14 protein-coding genes are annotated in these 13250 nt (G+C 42.6%); 1 reads left to right on the top strand and 13 read right to left on the bottom strand.

Annotated elements, in window-relative coordinates; translation table 11 throughout:
* The first annotated feature begins 40 nt into the window (after window positions 1-40).
* Window positions 41-883, top strand: coding sequence for a class I SAM-dependent methyltransferase (locus P2W71_RS23845; RefSeq protein ID WP_276373921.1), 843 nt, complete (start codon window positions 41-43; stop codon window positions 881-883).
* Window positions 884-1082: 199 nt separating this feature from the next.
* Here P2W71_RS23845 and P2W71_RS23840 read toward each other — a convergent pair whose 3' ends face one another.
* The 13 genes from P2W71_RS23840 to P2W71_RS23780 all read right to left on the bottom strand — a co-directional run bounded on the left by P2W71_RS23840 (window position 1083) and on the right by P2W71_RS23780 (window position 12616).
* Window positions 1083-2174, bottom strand: coding sequence for an SOS response-associated peptidase (locus P2W71_RS23840; RefSeq protein WP_276373920.1), 1092 nt, complete (start codon window positions 2172-2174; stop codon window positions 1083-1085).
* A 150-nt stretch (window positions 2175-2324) separates the two neighbouring features.
* On the bottom strand, window positions 2325-2606 hold the full coding sequence (locus P2W71_RS23835) for a hypothetical protein (RefSeq protein WP_276373919.1): 282 nt from the start codon (window positions 2604-2606) through the stop codon (window positions 2325-2327).
* A gap of 3 nt (window positions 2607-2609) precedes the next feature.
* Complete coding sequence (locus P2W71_RS23830; RefSeq protein WP_276373918.1) at window positions 2610-2978, bottom strand: hypothetical protein; 369 nt, start codon at window positions 2976-2978, stop codon at window positions 2610-2612.
* A 417-nt stretch (window positions 2979-3395) separates the two neighbouring features.
* A complete protein-coding gene (locus P2W71_RS23825; protein WP_276373917.1) occupies window positions 3396-3869 on the bottom strand; it encodes a PA2169 family four-helix-bundle protein in 474 nt (157 codons plus the stop codon).
* 493 nt (window positions 3870-4362) lie between these two features.
* Complete coding sequence (locus tag P2W71_RS23820) at window positions 4363-4977, bottom strand: DUF998 domain-containing protein (protein ID WP_276373916.1); 615 nt, start codon at window positions 4975-4977, stop codon at window positions 4363-4365.
* 42 nt (window positions 4978-5019) lie between these two features.
* Entirely contained in the window at window positions 5020-5529 is a 510-nt protein-coding gene (locus P2W71_RS23815; RefSeq protein ID WP_276373915.1) for an SRPBCC domain-containing protein, read from the bottom strand.
* The gene (locus P2W71_RS23810; protein WP_276373914.1) at window positions 5526-5846 is read right to left on the bottom strand and encodes a metalloregulator ArsR/SmtB family transcription factor; all 321 of its coding nucleotides are present in this window, start codon (window positions 5844-5846) and stop codon (window positions 5526-5528) included. Before P2W71_RS23810 ends, P2W71_RS23815 begins: the two co-directional genes overlap by 4 nt.
* A gap of 193 nt (window positions 5847-6039) precedes the next feature.
* Entirely contained in the window at window positions 6040-6297 is a 258-nt protein-coding gene (locus P2W71_RS23805; protein ID WP_276373913.1) for a hypothetical protein, read from the bottom strand.
* 149 nt (window positions 6298-6446) lie between these two features.
* Window positions 6447-6893 carry a cupin domain-containing protein gene (locus tag P2W71_RS23800; protein ID WP_276373912.1) on the bottom strand — a complete coding sequence of 149 codons (447 nt, stop codon included), beginning with the start codon at window positions 6891-6893 and terminating at the stop codon, window positions 6447-6449.
* A gap of 103 nt (window positions 6894-6996) precedes the next feature.
* A complete protein-coding gene (locus tag P2W71_RS23795) occupies window positions 6997-8442 on the bottom strand; it encodes a TolC family protein (RefSeq protein ID WP_276373911.1) in 1446 nt (481 codons plus the stop codon).
* Window positions 8443-8452: 10 nt separating this feature from the next.
* A complete protein-coding gene (locus P2W71_RS23790; protein WP_276373910.1) occupies window positions 8453-9751 on the bottom strand; it encodes an HlyD family efflux transporter periplasmic adaptor subunit in 1299 nt (432 codons plus the stop codon).
* A gap of 4 nt (window positions 9752-9755) precedes the next feature.
* Window positions 9756-11939, bottom strand: a complete 2184-nt coding sequence (locus P2W71_RS23785; protein WP_276373909.1) for an ABC transporter ATP-binding protein — start codon at window positions 11937-11939, stop codon at window positions 9756-9758.
* A complete protein-coding gene (locus tag P2W71_RS23780) occupies window positions 11936-12616 on the bottom strand; it encodes a TetR/AcrR family transcriptional regulator (RefSeq protein ID WP_276373908.1) in 681 nt (226 codons plus the stop codon). The genes P2W71_RS23785 and P2W71_RS23780 overlap by 4 nt, the downstream gene beginning before the upstream one ends.
* Window positions 12617-13250 lie beyond the last annotated feature (634 nt).

Raw genomic sequence — 13250 nt, 5'->3', positions numbered from 1 at the left:
CCTTGAGGAATCATGTGAGAATTATTTTACGATACTCCAAATGTTAGATACTCATTTAAAACACACGGTTATCACAAATCCAATTTCAAAGACTGCCTATTACACCCTGGGAGTCAGGGCATGGGATGCGTCGCTACCTAATCCAGCATGCGGAGATACGCTGGCAAAACTTTTCATGAACGAAGACGCGCAAATGATCTGGCAAGAATTCAAGGACGATTTGAAGCCTAACGCAAGCAACGCATCACGGCATGCCATTATAGATCGCCAGCTTGCTGAAGCACTCAGTGATCATGCTGATGCGCAAGTTGTAATTATCGGCGTTGGCTTTGATACGCGCGCCTTTCGCATCAAAGGTGGAAGATGGATTGAAGTAGATGAACCTGCAATTATTGGTTACAAGGAGACAAAGCTTCCGGCATCCAAAGCTCCTAATCCGTTAACGCGGATACCAATTGAATTTGCAAGAGATTCTTTAAGCGATAGTCTGTCGTCATTTTCAACAAAGACAACAACACACATTATTCTTGAAGGCGTGTTAATGTATCTCAATCAGGCAGATCGCCTCCGTTTAATCGCCGCGTTGCAAGAAATATTTCCGCACCACATTGTGTATTGCGATCTTATGCGTCGTTCATTTTTTGAACGTTATAGTAAAAAAATACACGGAAAAATTCTTTCGCTGGGAGCGACCTTTGCTGATATATCAGAACATCCGGAAAATCTCTTTTTAGGTAACCAATACAAGCCCTTGTCATGCGTTTCGATTCCCCTGTCTGCTGCCGAACATGGGAATCTCGGTATTCCCATTTTTGTTGTACGGTATTTTTTCAAGACGTTAAGAGATGGTTACAGCAATTGGCGGTTTGAGTTTCGAAGGTAGCTTCAGCCTGCAAAGCTGCAACCTGTAAGAAATGCCACAACGGGAATCATTCAATACAATTTTTAGTAAATAATGTTGTTAAAGGCTCTATAACAAATCCGCACAATGCCACTCTTCTAAACTAACCCTACGATTAGATTAAGTCGGCGTACTTAATATAACCGCTACCAGCACCTTGCTAAAAGTTATTGATAGCATGCTAAGCCATCACCAATTCATCCTTCACGCCCTGCGCGGCAGCCAATTTCAATTGCTCATCTTCAACTTTGCTTATTTCTGCCGAAGCGTTCATTGACTCCTTAAACACTGTAATTGCTTTTTTTCTGTCGCCGCGTTGTAAAAATTCACTCGCTTGTTGGATGGAATCGTTGTAACTGAAGGGTGCTCGTATTTCCGGTACGTTAAGATTAATGCCTCGTGTGGTCAACATTTTCGAAATGGTATAAGCGCGCATAGAAGGATCTTGATACGGCTTGCACAAATCCATGATGTCATCTTTTTTCAGGTCACGATTCAGCCAGTCCTTTTCATTTTCCTTATCAATGAAAACAGGCATTCTTTTCTTAGCGTTGTGCACATATTCCATGATTGTATTCGCCGGGCAGGTGAGAATCGTATAGCTGTAATAGTACTCACCATTTTGCGGATTTTTCCAACGAGAATATAAGCCAGCCATGGACCGGACCTTCTGATCGCGAAAAGTTATATAGTACGGAATTTTGATCGTTCCCGCTTCATCAAGCCAGCGCCATTCGTAAAAACCTGTTACAGGAATCAAACATCGCTGACCGTTCTTAATGGCATCCCGGAGAGACGGCTTGTCCCACATTTCCTCATGAATGCAATTGACAGTGGTCAGTCGATCTTTCATCGCCTTCGCTTCGTCTTTTTGCCAGAATGGAACCAACCCCCAGCGAAACATCTTGAACTTGTCTGGCTCTCCGGCGGTTAGGGCATGCGTTGGAAAATAGTCGAAAGCATTTTCGTAGTATCTTTCATAGATGCCGTCGTTGTTGTAAGCGCTAAGGAAGCGTTGATACCATCGCATTTCTGTTAACGCTTCCTTTGTCAGATTTGCTGGCAGGTTATTCTTTTCATTGTACTTCAGCATTTGCGACCCAAGCTCAGTCGAATTTTGCAATCCGATTGCTTTGAGTGCATCATCTTTCTTAAGCATGATGCTGAACTTCTCTTTGATCAAATCAACTTCTTCAGTAATGGAAGCAAACGACGCGTTATAATGAGCAGCCAAGTCGTCATACGTGTGCTTCTCTGATTTAAAGTTACACATGGAAAATTTCTTTGTGTTGTTGAAAACAAAAAAGCGGATTTCCTTCTGCCTGAAGTACCCTCCGCTAATGATTTCTTTTTTCCACCGATCATGTGTTTTAGAAAAACACAGATGGGTTAAAAAGAAAGTTTCAAGATACAAAATTCATATTTATCTAAAGCGCCTGCGTGTCCGCCCTTTTGGTGGTGGCTTGTTCCATTCTCGACGCCACGCCTCCGTATCAGTTTTTGCTAAAGGACGGCACAATTCAATGAATTCATCATAGGTCGAAGCCTTTTGGCAACATTCTAAAATATGAGCTTCCGTAATATGCATATGCTCACGAAGCACACCCCTGACATGATGGGATACAATAAAATCATCACCGTAAGGGTAGGGCACTTTGCCGTTCTTGTGCTCTTTGATGTATTCTGACAATTCCCTGATCGACATAACTCACCTCGTTAGTTTAAGTTGAGTTGGATTCAAAACCTGATCGAGAACCGAATCGATTTCCCTGAAAAACTCCTGCGATGGAACGCGGAAGTTACTGTTCTTTTCAATCTCATGTACAATGTTGAGGTACCGGTCGAGACTTACTTTCGAGTTCGAAAGTTCGAACAACTTGTCCTTTAAAATTCTCTGCATCTCTATGTCCACCTTCGTATAGAACTTAAATTGAAGGTAAGTTGGCAAGTCGCTGAGGATACCCATAACTAATGTTGATCGGTGCTCAGACAAGATTTCCTGGATTCGAAAAAGGGTAACACGCTCATCTCCCTCTTCAATGTGTTTTACGGTGCTCGCTATTCTGACTGATTTCATAAAACTAAATATTTTAGTGTTTGACAAATGTAAATAACTAAAATTATTAGTTTTAGAGTATCGGCTTACTAAAACGTAAGTCGTTGTTAACCACAGCGAAAGGTTTTGAAATTAGGTTTTCTAAGGCGGCCCTGATTATCAATCGCCGGATATTGTTTATGCCGTTGATTTCGACGCAGGTGAAAAAATCGTCTTCAAAAAGAACAAATAGCGTCAAGCGTTACGGCATTGCAAAAAAATGTCTGCGGAACCGTTCTAATCCGGTTGCAAAACTAGACTTCGTGTTCTCTGCGAATTCCACTTAAGATGAGCAACATTCTTGCTGATTCGGAGCATGTGATGATCGAATGATTCAGCGAAAAGCAAAAAAACGCCGGGGAGGTATATCCCCGGCGTTAACCTTACATTTCACAAGATTTATTTTGCCGCATCACGCAGCGCTTTTATTTCGTCGTGAGATGCTCTCAATATTTGTTTTTGTTCTTCAAGCATGGTGCGAATATAAGCTGGAAGTTCATTGTCACTCAACGCATCTTCATACGCGCTTTGAGCCGCATCTTCGCCGCGTTCACAGTTTGCCAAAACAGCATGACGGTCGTGACCACTAAAAACAGCTTTGACATCCATCCACGCACGGTATAACTTTCCGCTGGCTGTGGTACCTCTGTCATACTCCCCACCAAGTGATTGTACTTCGTTGGCCAAAGCTAATCTTATCTTGCGGCTTTCATCGATCATCGATGTGAAAAGGCTCTTCAAATCTGAGTCTGATTCTTTCGCTTCTTCGATTGCCTTCTCATACCCAGCAATTCTGTCATTATTGATTGCTACCAGGTCATTGAGTACTTCTATCGTTTCTGGTGTTGTTGTTGTTTCAGTGTGCTTTTCCATGAGTTATGTTTTTTGTTGATATTATTTATCAACACCTATGACAATTAACATGCTAGTTCAAAAGCATCGAATCAAGTCTGTTTCTGACAAGAACTGTTACCAAACTTCTACAATGAGGCTTAAAAATTTCCCTAATGCATATGCTCATCCACCCGTTATAGTCCTCGTCTTGCGACCAAGCTACGGCGCTGTTTCAAAACTTGGGCGATGGTGTTGTGGCGAGAGTCGGACCCATTATATTTTAAGTTTTCAAACTGACGGGGTCATCAATATATTTACTCATAACGTTAGCCTTCATTCCTAGCGAGCAGCAAATTTAAAATTCGGATCCCGGAAGCTGCCCACTTTGCAACATGCGCTGCACGCGTCAATAGGAGGGAAGTACTATATACAAAAAACATAGCGGGACGGGTGAGCATTGGAATAAAAGTTACTCAAGACACAACTGTCCTTCCGTTAACGCACCCGCCCCTACTTTTATCAGTCGGCGTAATTACTTATACAGTACCCTTAGCATCAGATAGAAGTAAGCCATTATCATTATCCAAGTTATATTACAAATAACCAGCAACCGGTTAAAGTAGCCAGCAACTGCTACCACGCCAGGCGGAACGGTGTCAGGCGGTGTTGCTCCGGGACCCATTGGAACACCGGCATGCTTGAAGCCATTCATCATCACGGCCATAGAGATGCCCATCAGCACAAGGCTGATCCATATGGCATGGGCTGACAGCAGCGCTCCAGTCGAATATTGGCCCCAATCAGGTTGCTTCACAAGATGGTAGCTGACCAGCAGTGCGCCTACCATTATGGTTGGAACGCCAAGCGCGAATGCCGTGCCATGCAGGGGATGCTTCAGATCAAATAGACCACCCATCAGTGAACCAACACCCGAAAGGAAAATAAGTACAAGCCCGACCTTCGGCCATATGCCTGCAGTTTCATTCCAAAGCAATACTGGCAGCATCATCGTGCAAACTGCGGACAATACAAAAAATGCGGTCAGCAACGTCTTATATTTTCCCATCGCATACTCACTGATCATGCGCCAGCTCGGATCATACTCTGGACTAAGAAAATGCAACAACAGTAGACACAGCAGAGACATTGCTCCGGTGGCGAGAATCAGTTTCGCTAACAAAGGCATTAGCTATTTTTTGTTTTGATTTAACAATGTATCGAGTTGGTCCAGGCCCTGCGTAAAACCTTCTTTGAATCCCATCTGGATCATTTGTTCTATATGCTCCACTTTTTCGAATGATAGGGTGATGTCAACACGTGTATCATCGTTGTCGCGGCTGAACCGCGTTTCCCAATTGTTTGGGGGGAAGTCTGGATTAATTTCACCGGACTGATCCTTTGCAAATGCGTCTACACTGGTGAAGTATTTTTCAGGGACGATCGTCTTGTAATTCATAAGGCACCAATGTTTTTCATTTCCATCAGGACTTACCATCGCGTAAAACCACTGACCCCCTTCACGGAAATCCATGCGTTGCGTTTCGGCTTTCCATGGGTGCGGCGCCCACCACTGGTCCAGAACTTCTGCTGTTGTCCAAGCTTGCCACACCAGGGGTAGCGTTGCATGGAAGGACCTCTTTACTTTGATGGTCTTGTTTTCTTTATCGACAACGAAGTCGAACAAAATTTCCTTTTTCATGATTTTTTGTTTTTTAGTTTTGTGAGTACTGCATCCAGTTGATTAAAACGGTTTTCCCAGATCCCGCGGAACTGCTCGAGCCATTGATCGATTTCTTTCATTTTATCAATTTGAAGTTGGTAATGTATTTCCCGGCCGTCATGCTTTTGGGTAACAAGATCACATTCGATAAGGATTCGCAGGTGTTTTGAAACAGCCTGGCGTGACGTGTCGAAATGCTCAGCAATAGCATTCGGGGTCATTGAATTTACGGCGATGAGCAACATAATTGCTCTTCGGGAGGGGTCGGCAATGGCTTGAAAAATGTCGCGTCTCATTAGTGATCAGTATTATTTGAGAAACCGAACGGTTGCAAATATATAAGCAACTAATCAGTTGCGCAATATTTTTGACGTAAATATTTGTGAGTAATTTGTTTTTGCAACGATTTACATCACCTGTGTTTACACTTTTGCCGGTATCGACCTCTTAGTTGGCGTATTTATACTGCCATCGCTATGAACCGCAAATTTAGAATCCGCGATCAGGAAGCTGTCCACTTTTGTAACATGCACTACGATCAATTGGCTCGATCGCTAAAACGAGACACGTGCTTTTATTAAACCGGTATATCAAAATATTTTTCTGGAAGGCATTCCCTTCTGCCAAAGAAAACAATGGACTGGATTTGTATGCATACTGTATGATGAGCAGCCACGTACACATGATCGCTGGCAGACTGACAAAACTTGAAGCTCCATCTGAGACGTAAAAAATATACTTCGACATGCCGCCCGCAAGCTGACACACAACACCCGGCGCCAGTCACTGCGTTGTTGAGAGCCCCGGAAGACTTGCGCTAAATTGAGGGATACTGCCAACCAGGCAACGTTCACATCAAGCGTATCCATGCTCACACGGAACAATATCTTTGGAGATTAACGTTTCGTGTATTGGTCGTCCGATACTTTCTCCAACCAGTCAACAACTTTACCATTCAATTGCTCTTGAGTCGCCATGTGACTCATTGCTATGGTGGCTGATGCTCCGTGCCAGTGCTTTTCATTTGGGGCAAACCAAACAACATCTCCTGGGTAAATCTCTTCAACGGCTCCACCTTCTTTTTGTACCCAGCCAACTCCTGAAATCACAATCAACGTTTGCCCAAGAGGGTGCGTATGCCAGGCAGTTCTTGCCCCCGGCTCAAACGTTACGAGCGCTGCGGCAGCACGTCTGTGTTCGTTTGGTTGAAACAGTGGGTCGATGCGGACAGATCCGGTAAACCATTCGAATGGACCTTTTCCTGAGGGTTGAGAACCTATGCGCGTTATTTCCATAGTAAGCGTATCATTTTTTTGTAAAACACTGTTAAAAAAGTTCTGCATCTCTATTGCAAACTTGACACCATATACTTCGAACGTTGCTCTTGTTGCATTTCCATGATGACTCTTTCGTTATTGTCTAGTCGATATCGGTTGAGCGTTATGGTCAGTTCAAGCGTCGTACCCCAGCGGCCCAATACAAAAAGGCCTTCTGCTTTTCATAATCACCAAGTAATTTAATAAACTTCGATTGTGATTGTATTAGTTTTTCAATCTGAATGTTTATTTTAAAGAGATCGCTTTCGCCATTCTCCAAATTGATTAGTTCTGCCTCAAGCAGTCGGTTGTAGTTGTTTACCATTTCTGATTGCTGGCTTATAATAAGTCCATTGTTAACGAGGGTATTGTAGGACGTATTGATTTGGTTCAATACCTGGCGTTCGGTGATGGAGCGATCCAACATTGTATTTGTAATTTTCAGTCTGGTCTGAGCAAGTTTTGCCCTTTCTTTTCGTAGAAATATTGGAAAAGAAAAATCAACACCGAATTTGTAATTATCGCCAAATCCAAATGAGGAATTCCATTCAGGGTCAAACGGCTGATTTAAAAAGTAATAATTCAAGTCCAGCTTTGGTTTCAAATATTCGGCCGCAAGTCTCCGGTCTACGTCAAGCTGTTGAAGTTTAACATCCAACTTTTGGATGTCAGGGTGGTTTTCACGTGCAAGATTCGTCAGCTCTTCTAGTTGCGCAGCCGTTATTCCTATAATATCCCGGTTCATCACAGGTGCAAATTGTAATGATAGTTCCAGGGGATTGCTCAAACTATCCCATAGGTAATTTGAAAGCTGGATTCCGGAGTTCTGGAAGTCAAGAAGTGCTTCCTGTCTTTCAACAAGCCGTTGTTGCAATGTTATTTTTGCTTGGATCGTATCGATGGGCGCAGCTTCGCCTAGCTCATAATTTAACCTTACCCGTCTGAATATTTCTTCAGCAATTGCCACGTTTTGATTGTAAAGTCTGAAGTTGTAATAGCTTATGGACCATTGCCAATAATCCTTAGCAGCTTCAAGGAAGAGTTTATTTATGGCTTTTAGTTGCTCAGCCTCCATCATGTCGCCAAATAGTTCCGCTTGTCGCAGGGCCGCTCTTCTATCATCGGTAATCAGTCCCCGCAGTAATGGCAGAGAAACGCCTGCATAGAACTGGCGGAAGTCGAAATTTTCCGAAATGTATCGTTCCGGATTTAAATACTTGCCACTGTTTTGTTCAACACCGATAGATGGATCAAAGGGAAGTACCGATGGAAACTTTAAAGACGAATTAAATATTTTGTAGTAGTCAACATCACCGAAATTTTTTGCCAAGTATTGGGCTTCTAATTTTGGATCGAAGTTACCTCGCGCCAATCGCAGCTCTTGTTTTGCAAACTCGGTCAATAGGTCGGCCTGCTTAGCCACAGGGTGATTTTTTAAAACCTGCGCGTAAAAATTATCAATAGTTAAAGGTCTCACTGAATCTGGCAAGTAAAGCAACGAATCAGTCACCCCTTGGCCTGACGCAAAGTGCATTGCTAAAAGAAGTACCGTTGTTAAATAAATTCTGATGTTCATTTGTTGTCCTTTACTCCTCAGATGGCTGCTCTTGCTTCGTTGCTTTATTTTTTTCCAGTGTTGCATCTAATGGTTCATCATACAAGCTTGGAGGAAATCCATTGAGCTGTCGCCATAACTCGTACCATACGGGTACATCATCAAGCATTACCCAACCTTTTATCCCGGAGCCTATGCGCAGCTGCTGTGGCCATCTCTGCTCTGAAACGTCCGGGATCACAAGTACTCTGAACTCGCCAGGCTTCGTATTCACATAATCAATGACCTCGACCTTACCACCAAAGGTTCCAACGGATACGCTAGGCCATCCGGAAAATTGCAAAGCGGGCCATCCGTCAAACTCGATCCGAACATGACGACCTTTGCTTAGCAGAGGAACGTCCATGGCTTTCACATAAAGCTCCACTGCCATATCCGAGGCTTCAGGCATGACCGTACATACGACATCGCCTTCCTTGATTGTTTCACCGAGACCTGCCCTCATTGCCTTTACGACAAATCCATTCTGCGGAGCGAGTATCTGATATTGATCACTGCGAATGCGCATATTGGCAAACTCGTTTTTTAACTTTGCGACATCACCCTGACCATCGAATAACTCCGCTTGGGTATTGCTTAGCTCGGATTCGGCCTTGCTGATCTTATCCAGGTATTCTGCCCCGACTCGATCGAGTTCGATCTGTGCGTTTAGATAATCCGCCTGACTTCCCTGGTACTTATATTCTATATCCTGAAATTTTGTCAGCGGAATGTTTCCCGCATCAAAGAGTTTCTTATTCCGCTGAAACTGGTTTTCAGCATTTTGGAATCTTACTTTTTCTGCCTCAAGCTTGGCCTTTGATTGATCGATTTTGTTTTGCATAGCAGATCGTAGTGCCTTGATCTGTCTTTTTAAAGCCTCGGCTTTTTCTTCCTTTGACACAATACTCCCTTGCTTAGCGTCAATTTGTTCCTGCAACCGTACAAGAAGTTTTGGATCGAAGTATTTTTCTTTGACTTCACTAATGGTAATAATAGTATCACCTTTCTCAACATACTGCCCCTCCCACACGTGCCATTTTTGTATTTGACCTGCAATCACAGACTGAATATTTTGAGGACGGTTCATCGGGTTTAGCGCGGTGACTTTTCCCGTGCCACGAATATTTTGCTGCCATGGAAGAAATAAAATAACAATGAAAATGCAGATGATTCCGAAGAGCCACTTCGCTAAAATTCTACCAGCATGCGGAGTCTTTAACGCCCGAAGTGAATATAGCTTATCCTGGGTTATCATCTTGTCGATCCGCTGTCTTGAAAAATTGAGCATACCTTTATTGATCTAGATAATTAGAGATGATACCGCTGTTAAGCAATTCTTTGAACGTACCCTCGGTTTCGATTTTTCCATGGTGCATAACAATCACCCGATCGCAGGCAGCCATGACCAAGGGGTCGTTGGAAACTGCCAATAAGGTCCAGGGCTTTACTGGCGCAGTGACAGCATTAATCTGTTTTAGTTTATCTTGTTTTTTTAGCCCACTGAAGAAATCGTTTAAGATGATCAACTTCGGACGTTTCGCGAGGCAACGGGCCAGGATGAACTTGTTGATCATCGAACTTGAGAATCCTTTCCCACCGCTCAGTAAATGCGTATTGAGTCCGTCAGGTAATTTCGACACATCTTCGTCGGCGCCCACCTGTCGGAGCGCGTTCATCACGTCATCAACACTTTCCATGGATTTTCCAACAGTGATATTTTCAAGTATTGTCCCGTCAAAGATATCTTCACTGGATATATTCTTAGCGATTTTGTCACGCAGGTGGGTGAGATCAAGATCTCTTATAGAATAGTTATTGATAGATACAGCTCCTTCAAACTGTGAATGTAGTCCTGCGATAATATTTGTCAGGGTAGTTTTACCCGCTCCACCAGTACCTGCAATACAAATCTTTTCACCAGATTTTACGTCTAAGGAGACTCCATGAAGAATGAAATCGTTACCATCCGGGTATTTATACTTAAGGTCTTTTACTTTAAGGGAATATCCACGTTCAACATTGTTTTTCGGAAAGTCTATTCCTCCTGATTTTTCTAAAGGCAGGTCCGTTACATGCGATATTTTATCTACGGCAGTAAGTAAATCATAAACGATATCAATATACATGATTATCTTTTCAACCGCTCCAAGTATGAGTATGATGATCACTTCCGAGGCCACAAACTGCCCGAGGGTAATTTGACGGTCTACAACGAGTATAGTACCCACAATTAACAAACATCCCGTTACGGCAGCTTTGAAAACAACAATGAAAGAGAATTGAGTTACGAGTATCCCAAAGTGTTTTTTACGATACTTTAAATAATTATTTACGGTTTGATCTGTTTTCTTAGTCGGAAGATCGGTGTTTCCGGCGAGTTTGAAAGAGTTTAAAGCTCTTGCCAACTCTTCCAGCCATTGCACTACTTTATACTTATACTTCGATTCATTAATAGATGATTCAAGTCCTCCAGGGCCAGTCAAATAGAAAATCAAGATGAGAACAGCAACAAGTATAATGCTGAAGAAAACAAAGAACGGGTGGTATAAGGAGAGCAGGAGCAGACCGAAGAAAATCTGAATCGCCCCTGAAGAGAGATCGATAAGTAATTTCGGTAATCCTTTTTGTATCGTCAATACATCGAAGAAGCGATTTACCAATTCAGGAGCATAGTTGCCCAGAATCGACTCCATTTTTAACCTGGGAATGCGAAAAGCGAATTCAAAAGCTGCCTTAGTAAACACCCTTCTTTGCAAATGTTCAACCAGGCTGATTTGAACAATCTGTAGCGCTCCCCCAACCAGTACGCCGAGGATCACAATTCCGATGAGGACGTATACAGAGCTGAAGAAAACACCGCCGCTGATCAGTTCGACTGTCGTTTGAATTCCCAACGGCAGCACAAGACTTAGAAGACCAATGATCACAGAATAAAATAATATGTAGATGATGTCTTTCTTCTCCGTACTTAACAGCCTGAAAAATCTTTTGACCGGGCTCATCTTTTGGCCTTCAAAATTATCAGCGTATTCATATTCGCTTATCAGACTTTTGTAAGAAAAAATGACGAAGAAGACAACTTCCCCATTCGCGTTAGTAAATAAGGTCCGTGTATGAATGCTTTCTTGCTCGAGTATCAGGTTATCTTCATCGTTAACCCTTTCAACTATTGTTGATCGCTTTTCGCGATATTGAATAATGGGGAGGAGTAGGTCATCCTTACGCTCAAAAAACAAAAGAATGCTTTGTTCTTTTTTTAGCATTTCCACAAATGCAGTATGATCGAGGGAATATTCCATAAAGAGCATTCGCATTTTGCTACCCGCTTCAATCAGATCCCTTTTGAATTCATTAAACTCGGACAGTTCATACGAGCGCTTATTTGCATCAACAAATCTGAGCACGGAAGAATCGAAGTGGTGTTTCGCAGCGAGTGCACACTCGTTTAATATGCGAACGATAATATTATTGTTCATGCTGGAGATTTAATTGCATTAAGGACAAAATTTTCAAGAAAGCGGTATAACTTCTCATTCATGTTTTTTTTATCGTTTGTGATATCAGTCAGTATTGGAAGATGCATGGCAAAAAAGATTTGATGATTTGCAGCAGTCATCGCGGTGCTAATCAAGGAATGTGCAAAGGGGTATTTGGGGTTAATCTGTTTCACAATGCCAGCAATGAGACCACACACATCTTTGAAGGGATCTAATAACCCGTTCCTGTAATCGGAGTCAATTGAACGAGAGAGAAAAGCTTTATCACCTTCGGTTATCGCAATGCGTTGCAATGTCTTTAAGTCAATTGGTGACATATGCACGAAACTCTTTGTCCCGGCAAGGAGTTGCAGGCAAATCCTGAGTTTTTCTTCAGGGTTGCTAATGTTGTTCAATTGAAAGCCTATTTCGAAGCTCATTGATGCCCAATACCAGTCCACAAGGTATTGAAGTAGCCGGAATTTGTTTTCAAAGTATCTGTATATTGTAGCTTCGGTTGACGCCATCTCCTCTGCTATTTTCCGAAAGGTTAATTGTTCAAATCCAACCTCATTTACCAGCTGAATACTATGTGAAATAATGGCTTTACCAATTTCCGACTTTTGAGGGTCTTTTATGTAAAGCTTATCATTCAAATTAAATAGTATGTAACTCATGAATGGTAGTAATACTACAAAAAACGGAAGTGTTTATCAAATTGTTTCATTTTTTTTTAGAAAATCGCGTACAGCTTAAAAGGCTTAGTTGCCTGATACTATCCTCGTTGGATAGAGAATAAATTGAAGGAAATTGACTTCAATTGATTAAGAGAGAATCCTGTGGAGGAATTTAGTTCCAAATCGAGGGTAGGGAAGTATCTGATATTAGTTCGCACCCCCACCAATCTACACGTCTCGGACTGATGTCCCATCCAGCAATAATGGCCGCGGCCCAGAAGGTATAGGTCTTGTGTAAAGGGTACCAAGCCATAATAGTCGCCAAGAAATGGAAACTCGTCTTCACGCGGGCATCAATGGAACTGTATTTGCCTACGAACCGCTGCTCGAGTATAAACCGATGAGAAATATCTACGACTCCCTGCGTTTGTTGCCCTCAATGAAGTTATTCAACACTTCGTCGAGACGCTAGACTGCCCGCTGTTCTTTCGTCATGGACGCGCGAAACTACCTGGATGTTTTCCGTTCGAGCCACAGTTTTTTCTTCAGGCGTTTCGCCCCCGTTTTGATTTTTGCTGCACGAAGTACCGCTATAGTCGCAGCATCAGCGATGCAATTGTAATTTTACGTTTCA

The sequence above is a fragment of the Chryseolinea sp. H1M3-3 genome, from assembly GCF_029360725.1.
In the GTDB taxonomy this organism is placed as follows: Bacteria; Bacteroidota; Bacteroidia; order Cytophagales; family Cyclobacteriaceae; genus Chryseolinea.
The sequence above is the reverse complement of the archived record's forward strand: the minus strand, read 5'-3'. Positions and strand labels throughout refer to the sequence as shown.

Excerpts from the sequence above, each read along its gene's own strand:
- P2W71_RS23780 (WP_276373908.1), bottom strand. The coding sequence starts at position 12,616 with ATGAGTTACATACTATTTAATTTGAATGATAAGCTTTACATAAAAGAC.
- P2W71_RS23795 (WP_276373911.1), bottom strand. The coding sequence starts at position 8,442 with ATGAACATCAGAATTTATTTAACAACGGTACTTCTTTTAGCAATGCAC.
- P2W71_RS23800 (WP_276373912.1), bottom strand. The coding sequence starts at position 6,893 with ATGCAGAACTTTTTTAACAGTGTTTTACAAAAAAATGATACGCTTACT.
- P2W71_RS23810 (WP_276373914.1), bottom strand. The coding sequence starts at position 5,846 with ATGAGACGCGACATTTTTCAAGCCATTGCCGACCCCTCCCGAAGAGCA.
- P2W71_RS23785 (WP_276373909.1), bottom strand. The coding sequence starts at position 11,939 with ATGAACAATAATATTATCGTTCGCATATTAAACGAGTGTGCACTCGCT.
- P2W71_RS23805 (WP_276373913.1), bottom strand. The coding sequence starts at position 6,297 with ATGTCGAAGTATATTTTTTACGTCTCAGATGGAGCTTCAAGTTTTGTC.
- P2W71_RS23840 (WP_276373920.1), bottom strand. The coding sequence starts at position 2,174 with ATGTGTAACTTTAAATCAGAGAAGCACACGTATGACGACTTGGCTGCT.
- P2W71_RS23845 (WP_276373921.1), top strand. The coding sequence starts at position 41 with ATGTTAGATACTCATTTAAAACACACGGTTATCACAAATCCAATTTCA.
- P2W71_RS23830 (WP_276373918.1), bottom strand. The coding sequence starts at position 2,978 with ATGAAATCAGTCAGAATAGCGAGCACCGTAAAACACATTGAAGAGGGA.
- P2W71_RS23790 (WP_276373910.1), bottom strand. The coding sequence starts at position 9,751 with ATGCTCAATTTTTCAAGACAGCGGATCGACAAGATGATAACCCAGGAT.
- P2W71_RS23815 (WP_276373915.1), bottom strand. The coding sequence starts at position 5,529 with ATGAAAAAGGAAATTTTGTTCGACTTCGTTGTCGATAAAGAAAACAAG.
- P2W71_RS23820 (WP_276373916.1), bottom strand. The coding sequence starts at position 4,977 with ATGTCTCTGCTGTGTCTACTGTTGTTGCATTTTCTTAGTCCAGAGTAT.
- P2W71_RS23825 (WP_276373917.1), bottom strand. The coding sequence starts at position 3,869 with ATGGAAAAGCACACTGAAACAACAACAACACCAGAAACGATAGAAGTA.
- P2W71_RS23835 (WP_276373919.1), bottom strand. The coding sequence starts at position 2,606 with ATGTCGATCAGGGAATTGTCAGAATACATCAAAGAGCACAAGAACGGC.